At 60.2% G+C, this 22998-nt stretch carries 21 protein-coding genes; 18 read left to right on the forward strand and 3 right to left on the reverse strand.

Annotated elements, in window-relative coordinates; all coding sequences use genetic code 11:
* Positions 1-36 precede the first annotated feature (36 nt).
* Genes CGA21_RS23235 through CGA21_RS23245 form a run of 3 tightly spaced genes read left to right on the forward strand, consistent with a single transcriptional unit; the run spans position 37 to position 2493 of the window.
* A complete protein-coding gene (locus CGA21_RS23235) occupies positions 37-1056 on the forward strand; it encodes an aminoglycoside phosphotransferase family protein (protein ID WP_110754839.1) in 1020 nt (339 codons plus the stop codon).
* Positions 1053-1724 (forward strand): N-acetylmuramate alpha-1-phosphate uridylyltransferase MurU, encoded by a 672-nt coding sequence (murU, locus tag CGA21_RS23240; protein WP_110754840.1) that lies wholly within the window; start codon positions 1053-1055, stop codon positions 1722-1724. Before CGA21_RS23235 ends, murU begins: the two co-directional genes overlap by 4 nt.
* Before the next feature lies 1 nt (position 1725).
* Positions 1726-2493, forward strand: a complete 768-nt coding sequence (locus CGA21_RS23245; RefSeq protein WP_110754841.1) for a TerB family tellurite resistance protein — start codon at positions 1726-1728, stop codon at positions 2491-2493.
* A gap of 44 nt (positions 2494-2537) precedes the next feature.
* On the opposite strand, the gene CGA21_RS23250 is transcribed toward CGA21_RS23245, so the two are convergent.
* Positions 2538-3530, reverse strand: coding sequence for an alpha/beta hydrolase family protein (locus CGA21_RS23250; protein WP_188265123.1), 993 nt, complete (start codon positions 3528-3530; stop codon positions 2538-2540).
* 73 nt (positions 3531-3603) lie between these two features.
* On the opposite strand from CGA21_RS23250, the gene CGA21_RS23255 reads away from it, so the two are divergent.
* The 10 genes from CGA21_RS23255 to trpE all read left to right on the forward strand — a co-directional run bounded on the left by CGA21_RS23255 (position 3604) and on the right by trpE (position 15871).
* Entirely contained in the window at positions 3604-6003 is a 2400-nt protein-coding gene (locus tag CGA21_RS23255) for a PAS domain S-box protein (RefSeq protein WP_188265124.1), read from the forward strand.
* Positions 6004-6633 (forward strand): response regulator transcription factor, encoded by a 630-nt coding sequence (locus CGA21_RS23260; protein ID WP_020798801.1) that lies wholly within the window; start codon positions 6004-6006, stop codon positions 6631-6633.
* A gap of 253 nt (positions 6634-6886) precedes the next feature.
* Positions 6887-8011 carry an ABC transporter ATP-binding protein gene (locus tag CGA21_RS23265; RefSeq protein ID WP_110754844.1) on the forward strand — a complete coding sequence of 375 codons (1125 nt, stop codon included), beginning with the start codon at positions 6887-6889 and terminating at the stop codon, positions 8009-8011.
* Positions 8012-8059: 48 nt separating this feature from the next.
* Positions 8060-9103 carry an ABC transporter substrate-binding protein gene (locus CGA21_RS23270; RefSeq protein ID WP_020798800.1) on the forward strand — a complete coding sequence of 348 codons (1044 nt, stop codon included), beginning with the start codon at positions 8060-8062 and terminating at the stop codon, positions 9101-9103.
* Positions 9104-9295: 192 nt separating this feature from the next.
* A complete protein-coding gene (locus CGA21_RS23275; protein ID WP_188265125.1) occupies positions 9296-10543 on the forward strand; it encodes an ABC transporter permease in 1248 nt (415 codons plus the stop codon).
* Between the two features lie 12 nt (positions 10544-10555).
* Complete coding sequence (locus CGA21_RS23280) at positions 10556-11380, forward strand: ABC transporter permease (protein ID WP_008061581.1); 825 nt, start codon at positions 10556-10558, stop codon at positions 11378-11380.
* Between the two features lie 221 nt (positions 11381-11601).
* The gene (locus CGA21_RS23285) at positions 11602-12750 is read left to right on the forward strand and encodes an iron-containing alcohol dehydrogenase (protein WP_188265126.1); all 1149 of its coding nucleotides are present in this window, start codon (positions 11602-11604) and stop codon (positions 12748-12750) included.
* Positions 12751-12830: 80 nt separating this feature from the next.
* Positions 12831-13505 (forward strand): ribulose-phosphate 3-epimerase, encoded by a 675-nt coding sequence (gene rpe / locus CGA21_RS23290; RefSeq protein WP_033044299.1) that lies wholly within the window; start codon positions 12831-12833, stop codon positions 13503-13505.
* A complete protein-coding gene (locus tag CGA21_RS23295) occupies positions 13502-14320 on the forward strand; it encodes a phosphoglycolate phosphatase (protein WP_188265127.1) in 819 nt (272 codons plus the stop codon). Before rpe ends, CGA21_RS23295 begins: the two co-directional genes overlap by 4 nt.
* 69 nt (positions 14321-14389) lie before the next feature.
* Entirely contained in the window at positions 14390-15871 is a 1482-nt protein-coding gene (gene trpE, locus CGA21_RS23300; protein WP_020798795.1) for an anthranilate synthase component I, read from the forward strand.
* A 175-nt stretch (positions 15872-16046) separates the two neighbouring features.
* Here the strand turns inward: trpE and estP are convergent, their stop codons facing one another.
* Positions 16047-17954 (reverse strand): esterase EstP, encoded by a 1908-nt coding sequence (gene estP, locus CGA21_RS23305; protein ID WP_188265128.1) that lies wholly within the window; start codon positions 17952-17954, stop codon positions 16047-16049.
* A 406-nt stretch (positions 17955-18360) separates the two neighbouring features.
* On the opposite strand from estP, the gene CGA21_RS23310 reads away from it, so the two are divergent.
* The 4 genes from CGA21_RS23310 to CGA21_RS23325 all read left to right on the forward strand — a co-directional run bounded on the left by CGA21_RS23310 (position 18361) and on the right by CGA21_RS23325 (position 21672).
* Positions 18361-18954, forward strand: coding sequence for an aminodeoxychorismate/anthranilate synthase component II (locus CGA21_RS23310; protein WP_020798793.1), 594 nt, complete (start codon positions 18361-18363; stop codon positions 18952-18954).
* A 9-nt stretch (positions 18955-18963) separates the two neighbouring features.
* Complete coding sequence (gene trpD / locus CGA21_RS23315; protein ID WP_110754848.1) at positions 18964-20013, forward strand: anthranilate phosphoribosyltransferase; 1050 nt, start codon at positions 18964-18966, stop codon at positions 20011-20013.
* Positions 20010-20846: an indole-3-glycerol phosphate synthase TrpC gene (gene trpC / locus CGA21_RS23320; protein WP_188265129.1), complete on the forward strand. Its 837-nt coding sequence runs from the start codon at positions 20010-20012 to the stop codon at positions 20844-20846. The genes trpD and trpC overlap by 4 nt, the downstream gene beginning before the upstream one ends.
* A 124-nt stretch (positions 20847-20970) precedes the next feature.
* Complete coding sequence (locus CGA21_RS23325) at positions 20971-21672, forward strand: biotin/lipoate A/B protein ligase family protein (protein ID WP_188265130.1); 702 nt, start codon at positions 20971-20973, stop codon at positions 21670-21672.
* A 10-nt stretch (positions 21673-21682) separates the two neighbouring features.
* Here the strand turns inward: CGA21_RS23325 and crp are convergent, their stop codons facing one another.
* Entirely contained in the window at positions 21683-22327 is a 645-nt protein-coding gene (gene crp, locus CGA21_RS23330; protein ID WP_188265131.1) for a cAMP-activated global transcriptional regulator CRP, read from the reverse strand.
* Between the two features lie 229 nt (positions 22328-22556).
* Here crp and CGA21_RS23335 point away from each other — a divergent pair, with 229 nt between their 5' ends.
* Positions 22557-22979: an OsmC family protein gene (locus tag CGA21_RS23335; protein WP_008061600.1), complete on the forward strand. Its 423-nt coding sequence runs from the start codon at positions 22557-22559 to the stop codon at positions 22977-22979.
* Positions 22980-22998 lie beyond the last annotated feature (19 nt).

The following is a 22998-nucleotide window of genomic DNA, read 5'->3' on the forward strand; positions in this document are numbered from 1 at the left end:
CCCGCTTGACGGCTAGCGCCGTCGGAGACCCTTGCAATGCCTGACCAAGATATACGTTTGCAACACCTGAAAGTTTGGCTCGATGAGCAATTGGCAATTCTTTTTGCACAACAGGGGTGGGGTGCCGTACCCCCGGCCACGTTGACTGCGGCAAGCAGCGACGCGAGTTTTCGGCGCTATTTTCGGTGGGAGGGTGCAGGTCAAAGCTTGATCGTGATGGACGCACCTCCGCCCCAGGAAAACTGCAAGCCTTTCGTGGATATCGCATTTCTGCTGGCGAAATCCGGGATAAATGTGCCGAAAATCTACGCCGAAGACCTTGAACGCGGATTTCTTTTGCTCAATGACCTGGGCAACCAGACTTACCTGGACGTGATCGACAGCGAAAACGCCGACGATTTGTTCAACGATGCCCTGCAAGCGCTACTGGCGTTCCAGCAGTTGCCGATGGTTGCGCCATTGCCGAGTTACGACGTGGCGCTGTTGCGACGCGAGCTGCAATTGTTTCCCGAGTGGTACGTCAAGCATGAATTGGGCGTCGAGTTTGATGCGGCGCAGCAAGTGCTCTGGCAGCAGGTCAGCGATCTGTTGATCGACAGTGCCCTGGCCCAGCCGAAGGTCCTGGTGCATCGCGACTACATGCCACGTAACCTGATGCTCAGCGAGCCCAACCCGGGCGTGCTGGATTTCCAGGACGCCGTCTATGGTCCTGTCACCTACGACGTAACCTGCCTGTTCAAGGATGCCTTCCTCAGTTGGCCCGAGGAGCGCGTGCGCGGCTGGCTGGAAAATTACTGGCAGCAAGCGGCTGCGCTGAACATTCCGGTGCAGCCAGACTTCGAAGACTTCCTGCGCGCCAGCGACCTGATGGGCGTGCAGCGTCACCTGAAAGTGATCGGTATCTTTGCGCGTATTTGCCACCGCGACGGCAAGCCGCGCTACCTGGGCGATGTGCCTCGCTTCTTTGCCTATATAGATGCAGTGATTGCGCGTCGTCCTGAACTGGCTGGGCTCGATGTATTGCTGGCCAGCCTGCGTGCCGGAGTGACCGCATGAAGGCGATGATTCTGGCGGCAGGCAAGGGCGAGCGCATGCGTCCCTTGACCCTGACCACGCCCAAGCCGCTGGTGCGCGCCGGCGGCGTGCCGCTGATCGAGTATCACCTGCGAGCCCTGGCGGCGGCAGGTTTTACCGAGATCGTGATCAATCATGCCTGGCTGGGCCAGCAGATCGAAGACTATCTGGGCGATGGCTCGCGCTACGGCGTGAGCATTCGCTACTCGGCCGAAGGTGAACCCCTGGAAACCGGTGGCGGAATCTTCCGCGCCTTGCCGTTATTGGGTGACGAAGCTTTCCTGGTGGTCAACGGTGACATCTGGACCGACTACGATTTCAGCGTGCTGCATCAACCCATTACCGGGCTGGCGCATCTGGTGCTGGCCGACAACCCACCCCATCATCTCGCCGGAGACTTCAGCCTGAGCGACGGCCAGGTCCGGGACGGTCAGCCGGACACCGCAACCCTGACCTACAGCGGTATCGCCGTGCTGCATCCACAGTTGTTCGATGGTTGCTCGGCAGGAGCGTTCAAGCTCGCGCCGCTATTGCGCAAAGCCATGGCAGACGGGCTAGTGAGCGGCGAACGCCTGAGGGGGCATTGGGTCGATGTCGGCACTCACGAGCGTCTGGCCGAAGTTGAAACCCTGATCGAAGCGAGCCGCTGACATGCTGTGGCCAGGGACGCTGATCGGAACCGGAGTGGGCTTTGCCATCGCCAGCATTCCGGGAGCCATGCTTGGCGCCTTGTTGGGGCAGGTGCTGGATCGGCACCTGCACCTGCAAAGCCTGGCGCATTTGCGCGAAAAGCTCGGGGGGCGACCTGTCCTGCGCAACGACGAGTTGTTGTTTGTGTTGCTGGGACGCCTGGCCAAGTGTGATGGACGGGTCGTGGAGGGGCATATCCAGCAGGCTCGCGCGGAGATGCGTGCCCTGGAAATGTCCGAATCGGCACAGCGTCGGGCGATTGCCGCGTTCAATCGTGGCAAGTCGGGCAGTGACCGGTTGCGTGGCCATTTGCGCAGCCTAAAGTCTCAACCCTATGCGGCAGAAGGGGTCTTGCGCGCTTGTTGGCGGATGGTTTGGGCTGATGGGCATGCGGGCAATCGCGAGCGTGAGCTGCTCTTTCAGTGGGGGAATTGGCTGGGGTGGTCCGAACGGCATGTCAGGGCGTTGGCGGCCGATTACGAGCCACAGCATCGTCCGTTGGTCAGCAGTGTGACAACCTATCAGGACGCTTTGCGGCTGTTGGGTGTAACTGCCACCAGTGAGCCCGCCCAGATCAAGCGCGCCTATCGCCGCCTGCTCAGTCGTCATCACCCGGACAAGATTGCCGGCAGTGGTGCCACGGCGTCGCAGGTTCGAGAGGCCACCGATAAGACACGCGAGCTGCACAACGCCTATACGTTGATTCGTCAACGGCGGGACTTTCGTTAGCAGCGAAGCGTTGCGTCGCCCCAAGAGTGGGGCGACTCAGTCCATCAGTTCGACGCATTCTGCGGATTCAACCAGCCCCGCACCCGGCGCACCAATTGTTCCTGTTGTGCCTTGTTATTGCCCGGCAGAGCCTTGAGCGAGACCTGGCTGAAGGCCGAAGTCTTCAGGCGTTTGCTGGCCTGCAGGCGGGCCAGCGCCGCGTTGCGGTCCAGCGGCTTGTCCATATAGAAGAAGTCGGCGGTGGGCAGCTTGAGGCTTGGCGCGAGGTTGTCCAGTTCAGGGACCGCTTTGTTCGGCGTCTGCGCGGCGACCATGACGAAGCGCTCGACCTGTGCCGTCTGCCTCTCGCTCAAATACCGCGCAGCCCAATAGGCGCCGGTACCATGCCCCAGCACCACCAGGCTGCGAGCACTTTGCTGTTCGGCAAAAGCGATGGCTGCGTCGATGCGGGCGAAGATTCGCTCGGCGTCAGCCTTGCTCTGTTCGTCAGCGGTTTCGGCGACGGCCTTGTCCGCCACCTCGGCTTCGCCACCCGCGGCCTGTTCGATGGGCGCGGCGGTGGTCGAGTCTTTGCTGCCGACGTCTGGCGCTTTGGCTTGCGCAGTGGCTTGCACCACGCGCGGCGCCATGGCTTCGCTTTGCAAGTCAGGCAGGGTGATACTCAGGCTGCTCCATTGGGCATCCGGTAATTGGCGGCGCAGCGGGCCGATTGCTTGCGGCCAGTCAACGGTTTCGCCAGCGCCAGGAATGATAATGACCGCACCTTTGGGGTCGGCGGTATTGGCCGGCTTCCACAGGGCCAGGAACGTATCGGAGCCTGCTTGCAATTGCTGTTGTTCCTGGAGCGGAATTTTTCGCTCCAGTGCAATGGCTTCTTCCTGACTACGCTCAGGCAACGGCTGGCGTTCGAGTGGTTTTGCTTCGGAGGGGGTTTCTGCCGTGGCAGGCGTCGGGTCGGCTGCTTCAACGGAAAAAGCCCATGGCAGGACCAGCGACAGGCACAATGCTGGCAGTGCCAGGCGGTAGACAGGGAGCATTGGATATTCCAGGCCAGAAGTTATTCCGGCAGCCTAATGGGTTGGTCAGTTTTTGTCAGTGTGTGAGAGTTCGATGATGCGTTTTCGCTGCCTGTGGGTTATCGGCTGTTTGTGGTTGCCCTTGATGGGCTGGGCGGCGGCCGCGCCACCGGCGCATGTCGCGCCATTGTCGGCAGGCCAGCAACAGTGGTTGGCGCGGCAGGGCGATTTGCGGGTGGGACTGGTGTTGCAAGCGCCCTACGCGCAGTACGACCGCCGCTTGCAGCGCCTGTCCGGGGTCAATGTCGAGCTGATGAAGTGGCTGGCCAAGTCGCTCAAGGTCGAACTGAGCTGGCGCAACTTTCCCGATCTCGAGCAATTGGAAGCGGCCGCGCGCGCCGGCGAAATCGATCTCGCCCCGGGGCTGACCCAGACCCCTGGCGGCCTGCGCCTCTGGCAGTTTTCCGACCCGTACATGCGGGTGCCACAACTGGTGGTCAGCGACCAGAAAAGCACCGGGGCGGTTGAGCTGGAAAAGCTCGACAGCCAAACCCGCGTCGCCGTGCGCATGCCCAGTGCCACCGCCGACTACCTGCGTGGAAACTATCCGCATTTGAACCTGCAGGGTGTACCGGCCGAACGCCAGGCCTTGCAACTGTTGTTGAGCCAGCAAGCCGCCTACGCAGTGGTCGACGAGGCACAATTGGGGCGCCTGTCCGTTGAACCTGAGTTCTCCGGGCTGGTGGTGGTCGGTGATATCGGCTTGCCACAGCTGCTGCGGGTGGCCACGCGACGCGACCTGCCCGAGTTGGCCGGCATTGTCGAAAGCGCGCTGCGGGCGATCCCGGCCAAGGACCTGGAGGCGCTGCACAACCAGTGGCTGCAACCCAAGTACCCGCGGCTCACCGAATCCCCGGGATTCTGGCAAAACCTTTGCCTGTTGCTATTGGTGGTGGCGCTCAGCGCCATGGCCATCGTGTTCTGGCAACGACGCCAGCAGCACAGCCTGGAACAACGACTGGTGGCGGCGCAGGCAGACATTGCCCTGCGTGCCGCCAGTGAAGAGGCCCTGCGGCTCACGCAGTTTTCCATCGACCAGAGCACCGTCGGCATTCTCTGGGTGAATTGGGACAGCCACGTGCGCTACGCCAACCGCGCTGCCGAAACCATGCTGGGCTATCCGCCCGGAGGGATTATCGACCGGCCATTGATCGAGTTCGAGCCCGAACTGCACATGGATCGCTGGTTGAACCTGTGGAAGCGCGCCAGGGGCAGCGACGACGCGCCGCAAAGTTTCGAATCCAATTGCCTGCGGGCCGATGGCAGCATCCTGCCGGCCGATGTCTCCCTGAGTTTTTTGCGCTTTCGCGATGGCGAGTACCTGGTGGTCTACCTGACCGATGTCACCGAACGTCGTCGCGCCCTGGCGGCGTTGCAGGAAAGTGAAGCACGCTTGCAAGGGATCGCGGCGAATGTGCCGGGCCTGGTTTTTCGCCTGGAACGGGCGCCGGTGACAGGCCAGATCGACTTTGCCTATATCAGTGAGGGCAGCGAGAGCCTGGTGGGTTATTCGCCAGCGACCCTGGCCCATCGTGACAAAGGCCTGCGCAGCCTCGTGCATCCGGACGACAAGGCCAGCTATCACCAGACCCAGGATCGTGCGCTGGACACTGACAGCGACTGGTCCTGGCAGGGGCGGATCCTTACGCGTCAGGGGGAACAACGCTGGGCGGAGATCAAGGCGATAACCCGTCGACTCGAGGGCGGCGCCTACGTTTGGGATGGCATTGTCTGGGACATCAGCGAGAGCAAACGCATCGAACTGGAACTGGCGAGCTCGCGTGAGCAACTGCGCGAATTGTCGGCGCACCTTGAAAGCGTGCGCGAAGAGGAGAAGGCGCGCATTGCCCGGGAAGTTCACGACGAACTGGGCCAGATGTTGACGGTGCTCAAGCTGGAAACGTCCATGTGCGAGCTGGCTTATGCGCAACTCGACCCCGGATTGAACGAGCGCCTGAACAGCATGAAGCGTTTGATCGCACAGCTGTTCCAGCTGGTACGCGATGTGGCGACGGCGTTGCGGCCACCGATTCTAGATGCCGGGATAGCCTCGGCCATCGAATGGCAGGCACGCCGGTTCGAGGCGCGCACGCAGATTCCGTGCCTGGTACAGGTGCCTGAAAACTTGCCCGTGCTCAGTGATGCCAAGGCCATCGGCCTGTTTCGTATACTTCAGGAAGCACTGACCAATGTCATGCGCCACGCCCAGGCGCATACTGTCGAACTGACACTTACTCTTGAAGGCGACGAGTTGTGCCTGACCGTCAGCGATGATGGCGTAGGATTTGTCGCCGAAAGCGGCAGGCAAACTTCCTTTGGGTTGGTCGGCATGCGCGAGCGGGTGTTGATCATGGGCGGGCAACTGTCCCTTGAGAGTGAGCCGGGTGAGGGCACGACCCTGACTGTGCGAGTACCCTTGGATAAGGAGACGTAAGTGATCCGTGTACTGGTTGCCGAAGACCACACCATTGTCCGCGAAGGCATCAAGCAATTGATCGGCCTGGCCAAGGACTTGCTGGTGGTGGGGGAGGCGAGCAATGGCGAACAGCTGCTCGAGACCCTGCGGCATGTACCCTGCGAAGTGGTGCTGCTGGATATCTCCATGCCGGGTGTCAACGGCCTTGAGGCGATCCCGCGGATCCGTGCCTTGAACAATCCGCCGGTGATCCTGGTGTTGTCGATGCATGACGAGGCGCAAATGGCGGCACGGGCGTTGAAAGTCGGTGCGGCAGGCTATGCCACCAAGGACAGTGATCCGGCGCTGTTGCTGACGGCCATCCGCCGGGTGGCAGCGGGAGGGCGCTATATCGACCCGGACCTGGCCGACCGGATGGTCTTCGAAGTCGGCCTGACCGATTCGCGGCCGTTGCACTCACTGCTCTCGGAGCGTGAGTTTTCGGTGTTCGAACGCCTGGCCCAGGGCGCCAACGTCAACGACATTGCCCAGCAACTGGCGTTGAGCAGCAAAACCATCAGTACCCACAAGGCGCGGTTGATGCAGAAACTCAATATCACCTCGCTGGCGGAGCTGGTGAAGTACGCGATGGAACACAAGCTCCTCTGAAAACACCCCCGCCCCCCTGCGCGCGTCGCCATGTCCATTTGCGACATGCCTGGACAACCGCTATTGCTCGTTCTTGCGGCGTGCAGCTCACCGCTCGCCGCTGCGCTTGCCAAAGCGCGCCATCCTTGTAGGGCAATCCCTACCCCCAGCCTTCCATATGGCTGAGGCGATTCTCTCTTGCCCCCCGATTTGCGCAGGTCCCAGCGTCCACTAGGCTTAGTCCACAGCAGTCATCAACAACAAAGGTGTGGGTATGAGCCAGGTCGATTCAAGCGCAGGGGCCAATGATGTTCTGGTCAGCTTTCGTGGAGTGCAGAAGAGCTACGATGGCGAGAACCTGATCGTCAAGGACCTCAACCTGGACATTCGCAAAGGCGAATTCCTCACCTTGCTTGGCCCCTCCGGCTCCGGCAAAACCACCAGCCTGATGATGCTCGCCGGTTTCGAAACTCCGACAGCGGGAGAGATCCTGCTGGCCGGACGCGCCATCAACAACGTGCCGCCGCACAAGCGTGACATCGGCATGGTCTTCCAGAACTATGCGTTGTTCCCGCACATGACGGTTGCCGAGAACCTGGCGTTCCCTCTGACTGTGCGCGGGCTGAACAAAAGCGACGTCAGCGATAAGGTCAAAAAAGTCCTGAGCATGGTGCAGCTCGACGCCTTTGCCCAGCGTTATCCGGCACAACTGTCCGGTGGACAGCAGCAGCGCGTGGCACTGGCCCGCGCACTGGTGTTCGAGCCGCAACTGGTGCTGATGGACGAACCCCTCGGCGCACTGGATAAACAGTTGCGCGAACACATGCAGATGGAAATCAAGCACCTGCACCAGCGTCTGGGTGTGACCGTGGTCTACGTGACCCACGACCAGGGCGAAGCCTTGACCATGTCCGACCGTGTGGCCGTTTTCCATCAGGGCGAGATCCAGCAGATCGCGCCTCCACGTACGTTGTATGAAGAGCCGAAAAACACCTTCGTCGCCAACTTCATTGGCGAAAACAACCGTCTTAATGGCCGTCTGCACAGTCAGACCGGCGACCGTTGCGTGGTCGAACTGGGCCGTGGTGAAAAAGTTGAAGCCCTGGCGGTGAACGTCGGCAGGACCGGTGAACCGGTGACCTTGTCCATTCGCCCCGAACGCGTGAGTCTCAATGGCTCCAGCGAGTCTTGCATCAACCGCTTCTCGGGACGGGTAGCGGAATTTATCTATCTGGGCGACCACGTCCGGGTTCGCCTGGAGGTCTGTGGCAAGACCGACTTCTTCGTGAAACAACCGATTGCCGAGCTCGATCCTGCGCTCGCGGTCGGCGACGTGGTTCCGCTTGGCTGGCAGGTCGAACACGTTCGCGCGCTCGATCCCATTCTAGAGGCGAACTGATCGCCCCGGCTTCAACAACACAAACCCTGCACGTGGAGAGAACAATAAATGTTGAGATCCCTGAAATTCACCGCTCTGGCACTGGGCATGATGGGGGCAGCAAGCGCAATGGCGGCTGGCCCGGACCTGACCGTGGTGTCCTTTGGCGGGGCGAACAAGGCGGCGCAGGTCAAAGCCTTCTACGCACCGTGGGAAGCGGCAGGCAACGGCAAGATCGTGGCGGGCGAATACAACGGTGAGATGGCCAAGGTCAAGGCCATGGTCGACACCAAGAGCGTGTCCTGGGATCTGGTAGAAGTCGAATCACCAGAACTGTCCCGTGGTTGCGACGAAGACATGTTCGAGCAACTCGACCCGGCCCTGTTCGGCAAGACCGAGGACTACGTCAAAGGCGCTATCCAGCCATGTGGCGTAGGTTTCTTCGTGTGGTCGACCGTGTTGGCCTACAACGCCGACAAGCTGAAGACCGCACCGACCAGCTGGGCGGATTTCTGGGACACCAAGCAATTCCCAGGCAAGCGAGGCCTGCGTAAAGGCGCCAAGTACACCCTGGAGTTCGCACTGATGGCTGACGGCGTTGCGCCAAAAGACGTCTACAAAGTGCTGGCCGGTAAAGATGGACAGGATCGCGCGTTCAAGAAACTCGACGAACTCAAGCCCAACATCCAGTGGTGGGAAGCGGGCGCACAACCGCCGCAATACCTCGCTTCCGGTGACGTGGTCATGAGCTCTGCCTACAACGGCCGCATCGCCGCCGTGCAGAAAGAAAGCAACCTGAAAGTGGTGTGGAACGGCGGTATCTACGACTTCGACGCATGGGCTATTCCAAAAGGTCTGGATGCCAAGCGTGCGGAAGCGGCGAAGAAATTCATCGCCTTCTCGGTACAGCCACAGCAGCAGAAGACCTACTCGGAAAACATCGCCTACGGCCCGGCCAACACCCAGGCCGTACCGTTGCTGGCCAAGGATGTCCTGAAGGACATGCCGACCACCCCGGAAAACATCGCCAACCAGGTACAGATCGACGTCAGCTTCTGGGCTGACAACGGCGAGCAACTGGAACAGCGCTTCAATTCCTGGGCTGCGAAGTAAGACCGTAGCGCGGGCTTACGCTGTAGGAGCTGCCGAAGGCTGCGATCTTTTGATCTTCAGCGGTCTCTAAGCCGCCAAAAGATCGCAGGCTGCGCCAGCTCCTACAGGGGCCAGTGAATGGTTCAAGAACATTGATGTAATGCGGCATCGCGCTGTTTGATGCCGCCCATCCAAAGATTTCCGGAGTACGCCATGGCTATCGCCGTTCCCGTGAACGCGGGCACTGACCCCACCTTGAAGCAGCGGCTCAAGCACGCCGAGCGGGTCAACCGCTGGAAGGCCCAGGCGTTGATCGCGCCGCTGGTGCTGTTCCTGTTGCTGGTGTTCCTGGTGCCAATCGTGGCGCTGCTCTACAAAAGCGTGGGTAACCCGGAAGTGGTCGGTGGCATGCCGCGCACCGTGGCGGCCATCGCCAGTTGGGACGGCCGAGGCCTGCCTGCCGAACCGGTCTACAAGGCGGCCAGCGAAGACCTCGCCGAAGCGCGCAAGAATCAGACCCTGGGCGATTTGTCCAAGCGCTTGAACATGGAGTTGGCCGGCTATCGCAGCCTGCTGACCAAAACCGCCCGCGCCTTGCCGTTCGCCGCTGAACCGGCCTCTTATAAAGAAGCGCTGGAAGGTCTCGACGAGCGCTGGGGTGACCCGGCCTACTGGCAAGCCGTACGCCGCAATACCAGCAGCATTACGCCGTATTATTTGCTGGCCGCGGTCGATCACCGCATCGACGACCTCGGCGAAATCGCCCCGGCCACCCCGGACCAGGCGATCTACCTCGACATCTTTGCCCGCACGTTCTGGATGGGCCTGATCATCACCGTGATCTGCCTGGTACTCGCGTATCCCCTGGCTTACCTGTTGGCGAACCTGCCGTCGCGCCAGAGCAACCTGCTGATGATTCTGGTGCTGCTACCGTTCTGGACCTCGATCCTGGTACGGGTTGCCGCGTGGATTGTCTTGCTGCAATCGGGTGGCCTGATCAACAGCGGCCTGATGGCCATGGGCATCATCGATAAGCCGCTGGAGCTGGTGTTCAACCGCATCGGTGTTTACATCTCGATGGTGCACATCCTGCTGCCCTTCATGATCCTGCCGATCTATAGCGTGATGAAAGGCATTTCGCCGACCTACATGCGTGCGGCGATTTCCCTGGGGTGCCATCCATTCGCCAGCTTCTGGCGGGTGTACTTCCCGCAAACCTATGCCGGTGTCGGCGCCGGTTGCCTGTTGGTGTTCATCCTCGCCATCGGCTACTACATCACCCCGGCGTTGCTGGGCAGCCCGAACGATCAGATGGTCAGCTACTTCGTCGCCTTCTACACCAACACCAGCATCAACTGGGGCATGGCGACCGCACTCGGCGGCCTGTTGCTCCTGGCGACCGTGGTGCTTTATCTGATTTACAGCTGGCTGGTGGGCGCCAGTCGCCTGCGCCTGAGCTAAGGGGAGAATGAAATGCTGAGTCCTTATATGTCGCCCATCGAGCGGGTGTGGTTCTACAGCTTGCGGATTCTCTGCGGCTTGATTCTGTTGTTCCTGATCCTGCCGGTGCTGGTGATCATCCCGCTGTCGTTCAACTCCGGCAGTTTCCTGGTGTACCCGCTGCAAGGCTTCTCGCTGCAGTGGTATCACGACTTTTTCGCCTCGGCGGAATGGATGCGCGCCCTGAAGAACAGCATTATCGTCGCGCCGGCCGCTACGGTGCTGGCCATGGTGTTCGGTACACTGGCGGCCATCGGCCTGACCCGTGGTGACTTCCCCGGCAAACCGCTGGTGATGGCGCTGGTCATTTCGCCGATGGTGGTGCCCGTGGTGATCATTGGTGTGGCCAGCTATCTGTTCTTTGCGCCCTTGGGCCTGGGCAACAGCTTCTTCTCACTGATTGTGGTGCATGCGGTGTTGGGCGTGCCGTTCGTGATCATCACCGTGTCGGCGACTTTGCAAGGGTTTAACCAGAATCTGGTGCGCGCGGCGGCCAGCCTCGGTGCTTCGCCGCTGACGGCGTTCCGTCGGGTGACTTTGCCGTTGATTGCGCCCGGGGTGATTTCCGGTGCTTTGTTTGCCTTCGCCACTTCCTTCGATGAAGTGGTGGTAACGCTGTTCCTCGCCGGCCCCGAGCAAGCGACCTTGCCACGGCAGATGTTCAGCGGCATCCGCGAAAACCTCAGTCCGACCATCGCCGCCGCCGCGACGCTGCTGATCGCCTTCTCGGTGATCCTGCTGCTGACCCTGGAATGGCTGCGTGGGCGCAGCGAGAAACTGCGTACCGCGCAGGTCTGATCTACGGTTAACGATCGTTCCCACGCTCTGCGTGGGAATGCCTCATCGGACGCTCCGCGTCCGCTTTTGGGACGCAGAGCGTCCCTGGCTGCATTCCCACGCGGAGCGTGGGGAACGATCGACACAGAAGCACGCCGGTCATTCACCGCCTGAATATCAGCCCACCCCTAAACCCCAGCTACTCTTGTGCCCAGCTCCCACATCCATAAGAGGCTGCGCACATGGGTCTTTCCTCCTTCAAGATCGCTCACAAACTGATCACCGGCGCAGAGGCCATCGAGCAACTGTCTGCCGAACTGGCACGCCTGGACATCGACCATCCGCTGATCGTCACCGACGCCGCGCTGGTCAAGTCTGGCACGGTAGAGCTGGCGCTGGCGCAGTTGGGTGGTCGCACCTTCGAAATCTTCGACCGCGTGCTGCCGGATCCGGAAATCGCCATCGTCGAAGACTGCATGCGGGTCTACCGCGACGGCGGGCATGACGGGCTGATCGGCCTGGGCGGGGGGAGCGCCATCGACATCGCCAAGAGCGTGGCGGCCTACGCCGGTTACCACGGTGCCCTTGAAGATTTGTTCGGGGTTGACCAGGTACCACGCAAAGGCCCGCCACTGATCGCCATCCCCACCACCGCCGGCACCGGTTCGGAAGTCACCAACGTGGCGATCCTTTCCGATAAGGTCGCGCAATTGAAGAAAGGCATCGTCAGCGATTACTTGTTGCCGGACGTGGCATTGATAAGCCCGCAGATGACGCTGACTTGTCCGCGCGGGGTCACGGCGGCCAGCGGCGTCGATGCGCTGGTGCATGCCATCGAATCCTATCTGTCGGTCAATGCCTCGCCGATTACCGACGCCTTGGCCATTGGCGCCATCAAACTGATAGCCAAGGCGTTGCCCAAGGCCTACGCCAACCCGTCCAACCTGCAGGCCCGTGAAGACATGGCCACCGCCAGCCTGATGGCGGGCATGGCATTCGGCAATGCCGGGGTGGGTGCGGTGCATGCGCTGGCGTATCCCTTGGGTGGGCGCTTCAACATCGCCCATGGCGTGAGCAACGCCTTGCTGCTGCCCCATGTCATGACCTGGAACAAGATGGCCTGCATTGAACGCATGCAGGATATCGCCGAAGCCATGGGCGTGAGGACGGCTCATCTGAGCGCCAACGAAGCGGCCGACAAGGCCGTGGAGGCCATGGCTGCGCTGTGCACGGCGGTGGAAATCCCCCAAGGCCTGCGTAGTGTCGGGGTTCCCGAGGATGCGATTGCGGCGATGGCCGTGGAGGCAGCGGGGATCGAGCGCCTGATGCGCAACAATCCGCGCCGGTTGAGTGCTGTCGATATCGAGAAAATCTACCGGGCAGCCTACTGATCATCGCGCTTTCGGTGCGCGGGCCAAAGCATGAGGTATACAATGCGCGCCATCGTGATTCTGCTCAGAAAAGGTGCGTCATGCAGCCCTTCGTAATTGCTCCGTCGATTCTTTCCGCCGACTTCGCCCGCCTGGGCGAAGAAGTGGACAACGTCCTGGCCGCCGGCGCCGACTTCGTGCATTTCGATGTCATGGACAACCACTACGTGCCGAACCTGACCATCGGCCCGATGGTCTGCTCGGCGCTGCGCAAGTACGGCGTGACCGCGCCGATCGACGCGCACCTGATGGTCAGCCCGGTGGACCGCATTGTCGGTGACTTCATCGAAGCCGGCGCGACCTACATCACCTTCCACCCGGAGGCTACCCAGCACATCGACCGCTCCCTGCAACTGATCCGTGAAGGTGGTTGCAAGTCGGGCCTGGTGTTCAACCCGGCAACGCCGCTGGACGTGCTCAAGTACGTGATGGACAAGGTCGACATGATCCTGCTGATGAGCGTCAACCCGGGCTTCGGCGGGCAAAAGTTCATCCCTGGCACCCTCGACAAGCTGCGTGAGGCGCGGGCTTTGATCGACGCGTCGGGTCGTGACATTCGCCTGGAAATCGACGGTGGCGTCAACGTGAACAACATTCGTGAAATCGCTGCAGCGGGTGCTGACACCTTCGTTGCCGGTTCGGCGATCTTCAATGCACCGAACTACCAGGAAGTGATTGAAAAAATGCGTTCCGAACTGGCGCTGGCCCGCCCATGAGTGGCTTTGAGCAGCTGTTTCCCGGAACCCTGCCACGACTGGTGATGTTCGACCTGGATGGCACCTTGGTCGACTCGGTCCCGGACCTGGCGGTGGCGGTGGACAAAATGCTGCTCAAGCTCGGTCGCGCTCCGGCAGGTATCGAAGCGGTGCGTGAATGGGTCGGTAATGGCGCGCCCGTGCTGGTGCGCCGTGCCCTGGCCGGCGGTATCGACCACTCGAAGGTCGATGACGCCGAGGCCGACAGCGCGCTGGAGATTTTCATGCAGGCCTATGCCGATAGCCATGGGTTGACCGTGGTCTACCCCGGTGTGCGCGATACCCTTAAATGGCTGCAAAAGCAGGGCATCGAGATGGCGCTGATTACCAACAAGCCGGAGCGCTTCGTCGCGCCGCTGCTGGACCAGATGAAAATCGGCCGATATTTCAAGTGGATCATTGGCGGCGACACCCTGCCACAGAAAAAACCCGACCCGGCTGCGCTGTTTTTCGTAATGAAGATGGCCAATATCCCGGCTTCGCAATCCTTGTTTGTCGGCGACTCGCGCAGTGATGTGCAGGCGGCGAAAGCGGCGGGGGTCAAGTGCGTGGCCCTGAGCTACGGCTACAACCACGGGCGTCCGATTGCCGAAGAGTCACCGGCGTTGGTGATCGACGACCTGCGCAAGCTAATTCGCGGTTGCCTGGACCCGGCCGCTGAGATAACGTTGGCCGACGCTGTCCAACCCCCTTCTGGAAACGTCATCGTGGTGGTCACTCGCAAACTCTGGATGAAAGTCATCAAGGCCCTGGCCCGCTGGCGTTGGCGCGCCTGACTGATCCTGGCCGGTTGTCCGGCGCGTTTGCATACCTGACTGTTTGACCCTCAAGCCACGAGGCACCTCATGATCCGCGAAGAATTCCTGCGTTTGGCCGCTGCCGGCTATAACCGCATCCCGCTTGCTTGCGAAACCCTGGCCGACTTCGACACGCCGCTATCGATCTACCTGAAACTGGCCGACGAGCCCAACTCCTATTTGCTGGAGTCCGTACAAGGTGGCGAGAAGTGGGGCCGATACTCGATCATCGGCCTGCCGTGTCGCACTGTGCTGCGGGTGCACGACCATCACGTCAGCGTGACCATCGACGGTGTCGAGACTGAAAGCCACGATGTAGAAGACCCACTGGCCTTCGTCGAAACCTTCAAGGCCCGTTACAACGTGCCGACGATTGCCGGTCTGCCGCGCTTCAACGGCGGCCTGGTGGGCTACTTCGGTTATGACTGCGTACGTTATGTGGAAAAGCGTCTGGGCAAATGCCCGAACCCGGACCCGTTGGGCGTGCCGGACATTCTGCTGATGGTGTCCGACGCGGTGGTGGTGTTCGATAACCTCGCCGGCAAGATGCATGCAATCGTCCTGGCCGATCCGGCCCAGGAAGACGCTTTCGAGCAAGGCCGCACGCGCCTGGAAGAGTTGCTGGAAAAACTCCGTCAGCCAATTACCCCGCGCCGTGGCCTGGACTTCAGCAAGCAGCAATCCGCCGATCCGGTGTTCCGTTCCAGTTTCACCCAGAACGATTACGAAAAAGCCGTCGACACCATCAAGGAATACATCCTGGCCGGTGACTGCATGCAGGTCGTGCCGTCCCAGCGCATGTCGATCGACTTCAAGGCAGCGCCCATCGATCTGTACCGAGCGCTGCGCTGCTTCAACCCGACGCCTTACATGTACTTCTTCAACTTCGGCGACTTCCACGTCGTCGGCAGTTCGCCAGAAGTGCTGGTGCGGGTCGAAGACAATCTGATCACCGTACGCCCGATCGCCGGCACCCGTCCACGCGGAGCCAACGAAGAGGCCGATGTGGCGCTGGAAAAAGACTTGCTCTCGGACGACAAGGAAATTGCCGAGCACCTGATGCTGATCGACCTCGGTCGTAACGACACGGGTCGCGTATCGGAAATTGGTTCGGTGAAACTCACCGAGAAAATGGTCATCGAGCGTTACTCCAACGTGATGCACATCGTGTCCAACGTCACCGGCCAATTGAAGGCCGGACTGACGGCGATGGATGCACTGCGGGCGATTCTGCCGGCGGGCACCTTGTCTGGCGCACCGAAGATCCGTGCGATGGAAATCATCGATGAACTGGAACCGGTCAAGCGCGGTGTCTACGGCGGCGCCGTCGGCTACTTCGCCTGGAACGGCAACATGGACACCGCCATTGCGATCCGTACGGCGGTGATCAAGAACGGCGAGCTGCATGTGCAGGCCGGTGGCGGCATCGTCGCCGACTCGGTGCCGGCGCTGGAATGGGAAGAAACCCTGAACAAACGCCGCGCGATGTTCCGTGCAGTGGCCCTGGCGGAACAAACCCCGGACGCCTGAATTCACGCAAAACCTGTGGGAGCGGGCTTGCCCGCGAAGAGGGCGGAACATTCAACATTCATGTTGACTGACAGGTCGCCATCGCGGGCAAGCCCGCTCCCACAAGGATCTCATCAGCATAAAAAACGCGGCACCCTCGAGGGTGCCGCGTTTTTTATGCCTGCTGTTTGCTGAATCAGAAGTCCAGCGCAACGCCCACGTTGATGCCTTGCTGGGTAAAGTCATCATCCTTGCGCAACGTATACCCACCACGCAGCGCAAGATCGGCCGTCAGCTTGTGGCTGACGCCCAGGCTCACGCGGTTCAAGTGGCTCTGCGGTGTATAGCCAGCGAGCGTGAAGTCGAGTGACGGCAAGCTATTGAGGGCGATGTTCACCTTCTGTACGTCATCTTCATACTCACGCTCGTAGGCATATTCGCCAAACACCTGGGTCTGCGAGGTGATCTGATACTTACCCTGAAGCCCGGCGCCGAGACGTTTCGAATCGCGTTTCTGATCATCAAAGGTCAGCGCCGTGGAGCGACTGGTATTTTCCGAATAACCGTCGACTTCCACTTTGGCGTAATCGGCGCTGATGAACGGCGACAGGTGCCACTCACTGCCCGGCTGCGCTATGTCATAGCCCAGGCGTGTGCTGAAGGCCCAGAGATAGCCATCGGTGTCGCCTTTCTCCGCACCCTCACCCGCGCCTAGATCGAATTTGCGTTTGAGATTGTCGTAATCCAGCTTGCCGCCGGTCAATGCGGCATCGGCCCACCATCGGTTCTGCTGGAACTGCGCGAATGCCGTGGCCAGGTAGCTGTTGAGCTTGTAGTCAGAATCGTTGTTGCCTGCCTCCAGGTTCTGACGATAGAAGCCTGCCGCCGCACCTACTCGCCAGGCTTCATTGAGGCGATAGCTGCCGCCAATGTTCAAGCTGTAGCCGTTGCCATCGGCATCGGCGCCGCTGCTTTGATGGTCCACATCGAGATGCTGGCCACCCCCGGCCACAATGGCCCGCCATTGGCCGACCGCCTGCCAGCTTTCCCAGTCGGATTGCCATTGGCTGCGCAGTTCATCCTGATGCGCGCGTAGCGTGGCGTGGGCCATTTCCGGCAGCAGCGTCAGTTCCCAAGGTGCAGCGAGTAAGGAATAGGCGTAGTCGGACACCAGCTTTTGTCCGGCTTCGGTCGGATGAACCCTGTCGTTATAAACCAGCTTGCTGGGGTCGGGGGTGGCGCTGTTGATGCCAAAGGCAGCGTTTTCGCTGCAGCCGTCGCCGCTGAAGCAAGTCGCGGTCAGGTTCTGCCCAGTGGCAAAACCGAATCGCGCGGGATCGGCGAAGGTTTCCTGCAGCAACAGTGGAATGTTCAGCGGGATGATTTCGGCATCGATGCCCGCCAGTCGAGTGACCAGTTGCCGGTTGAAGGCCGCGCTCAGTTGCGAGGTCGGTCCCTGAAGCGGGGTGCCATTGATGGCAGGGGTCAAGCCCAGGTCAGGCAACAGCCAGACCATGATGTAGCGGGCGCCGGCTGTTTGCAGAACCTGAACGCTGTTGGCCAGGCGGTCTGCCGCGGCATTCGCCTGGGCGCCACTTTGCACGCGGCCCTGGAGAAAGTCGTTACCGCCGCCGGAAAGGTAATACAGCGCGTTCGGATCGGCGCGCAAGTTGTTGGTCGGCAAATAACCCGCTCGTGCACGTTCGCCGGTGGCGGATAACGTAGTGATTGAATCGAGGATCTGGTCGGTGCGGTAGCCGCCGACGGCCCAGTTGTTACCGTCTGGCAGGCCCTGGGCGACGCGTGCGGCTGAAGTCGAAGCGGCAGTCTGGTCCGCTGAGAAACCAAGCCTGCCCCCGAGCAACTGGGTTGAGTTGGCGGAATAGACTTCACCACTGCCGTCCTGATAAGTCGGCCCGGTCCGGTTGGTGAAGCGCAGAGTCGAGCCGGGAGGGCCCCCCGCGTCGGTAAACTGCCCGGCATCGTTGAGGCTGTCACCGAAGACGATGAAATTGGAGTAAGGATTGGGCGCCGCAATTGCCTGAGCGCAAGCCAAGGCGAGCAAGCAACCGGCAAGCGGTGCAAACAGCGTCTGTCTGATCATGAGCAAGTCCGTTTGTTTTTTGTTTTAGTGGAGTAAACGACAGTGCCAAAAAACTATAGAGCCTCATGCCATTCGGCGCGAACTTGCCGAATGTTTCACTTGCTTCGATCGCCCCATATTGCACGCTCTGCCCAGCTAAGTTACTGTGCCAAGACGTATAAATGAGACCTTCCCCGTGTTGATCGTCAGCAAACTCCTGGATCAAGTCATCAAGGCACACGCCCGCTGGCGTTGGCGCGCCTGAATCCTTCTGCCGGCCCGGCCGGATCTTTACCGCTTTGCCTTCTTTACCCGTCAGACACACCGCTTTGCTGCGCGATTCCAGCGTCCGCCAAAGTGCAGGACGCTGCGGGTAAATCATTCGAAGGCTGAATCAAGTCAGTGAATTCAAGAGGTTCTTAACGCCATGTTGCTGATGATCGATAACTACGACTCTTTTACCTACAACGTTGTGCAATACCTTGGTGAGCTGGGCTCCCAGGTCAAAGTCGTGCGCAACGACGAACTCACCGTCGCCGAAATCGAAGCCCTCAATCCTGAGCGCATCGTCGTCTCTCCCGGCCCTTGCACTCCGACCGAAGCGGGCGTCTCGATAGATGTCATCAAGCATTTCGCCGGCAAACTGCCGATCCTCGGCGTCTGCCTGGGCCATCAGTCCATCGGCCAGGCCTTTGGTGGCGATGTGGTTCGCGCGCGCCAGGTCATGCACGGCAAGACCAGCCCGGTGTTCCATGAAGACAAAGGTGTGTTCGAAGGCCTGAACATGCCGCTGACGGTCACCCGCTATCATTCATTGATCGTCAAGCGCGAAACCCTGCCAGATTGCCTCGAGCTGACCGCCTGGACCCAATTGGAAGACGGCTCCGTCGACGAGATCATGGGCCTGCGCCACAAGACCCTGAACATTGAAGGCGTGCAGTTCCACCCCGAGTCGATTCTTACCGAACAGGGACACGAGTTGTTCGCCAACTTCCTCAAACAAACCGGCGGCACGCGCTAAGGACCTTTCATGAACATCAAGACAGCCCTGGGCCGTATCGTCGAACAGCTCGACCTCAGCACCGATGAAATGCGCGACGTGATGCGCGAAATCATGACCGGCCAATGCACGGACGCGCAGATCGGCGCGTTCATGATGGCCATGCGCATGAAGAGCGAAAGCATCGACGAAATCGTCGGCGCGGTGTCGGTCATGCGTGAACTGGCAGACACGGTCGAACTCAAGACCCTCGACGGCGTGGTCGACGTGGTCGGTACTGGCGGTGACGGTGCCAACATCTTCAACGTGTCGACTGCGTCATCCTTTGTGGTCGCGGCGGCCGGTTGCACGGTGGCCAAGCACGGCAACCGCGCGGTCTCGGGTAAAAGCGGCAGTGCCGATTTGCTGGAGGCAGCCGGTATCTACCTGAACCTGACCCCGGTCCAGGTGGCGCGCTGCATCGATAACGTCGGCATCGGCTTCATGTTTGCCCAGACTCATCACAGTGCCATGAAATATGCCGCCGGCCCGCGCAAGGAGCTCGGCTTGCGTACGCTGTTCAACATGCTTGGCCCGCTTACGAATCCGGCCGGTGTGAAACATCAGGTAGTGGGTGTATTCACCCAGGCGTTGTGTCGACCGCTTGCTGAAGTGTTGCAGCGTTTGGGCAGCAAGCATGTGCTGGTGGTGCATTCGAAGGATGGTCTGGATGAATTCAGCCTGGCAGCACCGACCTATGTTGCGGAGCTGAAAAACGACCAGATCACCGAATATTGGGTCGAACCGGAAGACCTGGGCATGAAAAGCCAGAGCCTGCATGGCCTGGCGGTGGAAAGCCCGGCGGCGTCCCTGGAGCTGATCCGCGATGCCTTGGGCAAGCGCAAGACCGAAAACGGCCAGAAAGCTGCCGAGATGATCATGCTCAATGCCGGTGCCGCGCTGTATGCGGCTGACCATGCCAGCAGTCTGAAAGAAGGCGTTGCCCTGGCGCACGATGCGCTGCACACCGGCCTCGCTCGGGAAAAACTCGAGGAACTGGGTGCGTTTACGGCGGTATTCAAAGTGGAGAATGAGGGATGAGTGTACCGACGGTTCTGGAAAACATTCTGGCGCGCAAGGTAGAGGAAGTAGCCGAGCGCAGCGCTCGTGTCAGCCTCGCCGAGCTGGAAAGTCTGGCCAAGGCGGCCGATGCACCCCGTGGTTTTGCCAAGGCTTTGCTGGCTCAGGCCAAGCTGAAAGAGCCGGCAGTCATTGCTGAAATCAAGAAGGCTTCCCCGAGCAAAGGCGTGATCCGCGAGAACTTTGTTCCTGCCGATATTGCCAAGAGCTACGAGAGGGGCGGAGCGACCTGCCTTTCCGTGCTGACCGACATCGATTATTTCCAGGGTGCCGATGCATATCTGCAGCAGGCTCGTGCCGCGTGCAACCTGCCGGTGATCCGCAAGGACTTCATGATCGATCCTTACCAGATCGTCGAAGCCCGTGCCCTTGGCGCCGACTGCGTGCTGTTGATCGTCTCCGCGCTGGACGACGTGAAAATGGCTGAGCTGGCGGCCGTGGCCAAAAGCGTCAACCTTGATGTGCTGGTGGAAGTCCACGATGGCGATGAGTTGGAGCGGGCCTTGAAAACCCTCGACACGCCGCTGGTCGGCATCAACAACCGCAACCTGCACACATTCGAGGTTAGCCTGGAAACCACCCTCGACCTGTTGCCGCGTATCCCGCGAGATCGTCTGGTGGTCACTGAAAGCGGCATCCTCAATCGCGCCGATGTCGAGTTGATGGAAATCAGCGATGTCTACGCGTTCCTGGTTGGCGAGGCGTTCATGCGTGCCGAAAATCCGGGCACTGAATTGCAGCGACTGTTCTTCCCTGAGCGCGGTATTCCCGTCAGCGGTTCGACCCTCGACTGAAAAGCATCGCGAGCAAGCTTGCTCCTACAGGGTTTGAGGGTAACCACAATCAACTGTGGGAGCGAGCCTGCTCGCGATAGCGGCATAAGAAACACCACAGACTTTTTGTCTTACGGAGTACCTTGTGACCTCACCTGTTTCTCTGACCATCGAAGGCGGCCTTCAGGCCGAGCAGGATCTGCTGGCCTCGGTCTGTGCTGGCGACGCGGAATTTGGCCTGCTGTTCTGGCAGCCCAGCGACCAGGCATTGGTAATGCCGCGCCGCTTGAATCGTTTGCCAGGTTTCGAACACGCCTGCGAAGTCTCCGCCGCTGCCGGCTGGCCGGTGCTGTTGCGCGATACTGGTGGTGAACCCGTTCCGCAATCAGCGACAACCCTCAACATTGCCCTGGTTTACGCGCCACCGCGTAGCGAAGGGGATCTAAACCGTATCGAGTCCGGCTACCGGCGTCTATGTGACCCGATCTGCCAGTTGCTGGATGAGTTGGGGGGCACTTCGTCCCTGGGTGAAATCGACGGAGCCTTCTGTGATGGCCGCTTCAACGTCAATCTGGATGGGCGCAAGATGGTGGGTACTGCCCAGCGCTGGCGCCAGAGCCAAGGTGGTCAGCGTCCGGTAGGGCTGGTTCATGGTGCGATGTTGCTGGATAACGAGCGCGAATCGATGGTCGCGGCGGTCAATCGCTTTAATGAGGCCTGCGGTCTGGAGCAACGGGTGCGCGCTGAAAGCCACATCGCCTTGCATGAGAAGTTCACCGCGCCGGATGCGCTGGAACGTCTTGATGATCTCTACCGTCGAATGCTTGCGCGCATGTTCAACGGCTAGATTTACGAGCTCAACGCGTACCGAAGACCACCATGGTCTTGCCTTTGACATCCACCAGGTTGCGCTCTTCCAGATCCTTGAGCACACGTCCGACCATCTCCCGGGAGCAGCCAACGATCCGTCCGATTTCCTGACGGGTCACCTTGATCTGCATGCCATCGGGATGAGTCATGGCATCTGGCTGCTTGCACAATTCAAGCAGGCAGCGGGCGACACGACCGGTGACGTCGAAAAAAGCCAGGTCACCGACCTTTCGGGTGGTGTTACGCAGGCGTTGTGCGATCTGTCCGCTTAGTACGTAAAGAATGTCCGGATCCTGCTGCGACAATTCGCGGAATTTCGTATAGCTGATTTCTGCCACTTCGCATTCGACCTTGGCTCGCACCCAGGCGCTGCGTTCCTGTTCGTGGCCGGCCTGCTCAAACAGCCCCAACTCACCGAAAAAATCCCCGGCGTTCAGGTAGGCGATGATCATTTCCCGACCGTCGTCGTCTTCGATCAGGATGGTGACCGAACCCTTGATGATGAAGAACAGCGTCTCCGAGCGGTCACCGGCGCAAATGATGTTGGTCTTGGCCTGATAGCGACGGCGTTGGCAATGCATCAACAGCTTGTCGAGGTTTTTCATCTTGAGGGTGGGGGCAATAGCAACCATGGTTGTATCCCGAAAAGACTGCACGGTGTGTTGGGTTTTTTATGAATTGCGGACATTGCGGCTCAGCCGGCCGAGCGCCAGCGAATTGGCGCCAGCTTACCAGACACTTCTTGCGATATTCGAGATTTTACCTACAGCGCTGATGGTTATGTCCTAGGACGCCAATCACTGTCAACCAAGGGGCCTGTGCTAAGCTGGCGACCCTTTTTTAGACAGTGGAGTCTTGGCGATGAAGGCACGCATCCAATGGGCTGGCGAAGCCATGTTCCTCGGCGAATCCGGCAGCGGTCATGTCGTGGTCATGGACGGTCCGCCCGATGCCGGCGGTCGTAACCTGGGTGTCCGGCCGATGGAAATGCTCCTGCTGGGTGTCGGCGGTTGCAGCAATTTCGATGTGGTCAGCATCCTCAAGAAGTCCCGTCAGGCGGTCGAGAGCTGCGAGGCGTTCCTTGAAGCCGAGCGTGCGACTGAAGATCCGAAGGTTTTCACCAAGATCCACATGCATTTTGTGGTCAAGGGGCGTGGCCTGAAGGAAGCGCAGGTCAAGCGCGCTATCGAACTTTCCGCTGAAAAGTATTGCTCGGCTTCGATCATGCTCGGTGCGGCAGGTGTAGAAATCACCCACGACTACGAGATCATCGAGTTGGGTTGAATCGAGATCAAAAAAAGGC

This window comes from Pseudomonas sp. PSB11, assembly GCF_014596605.1.
GTDB lineage: Bacteria > Pseudomonadota > Gammaproteobacteria > Pseudomonadales > Pseudomonadaceae > Aquipseudomonas > Aquipseudomonas umsongensis.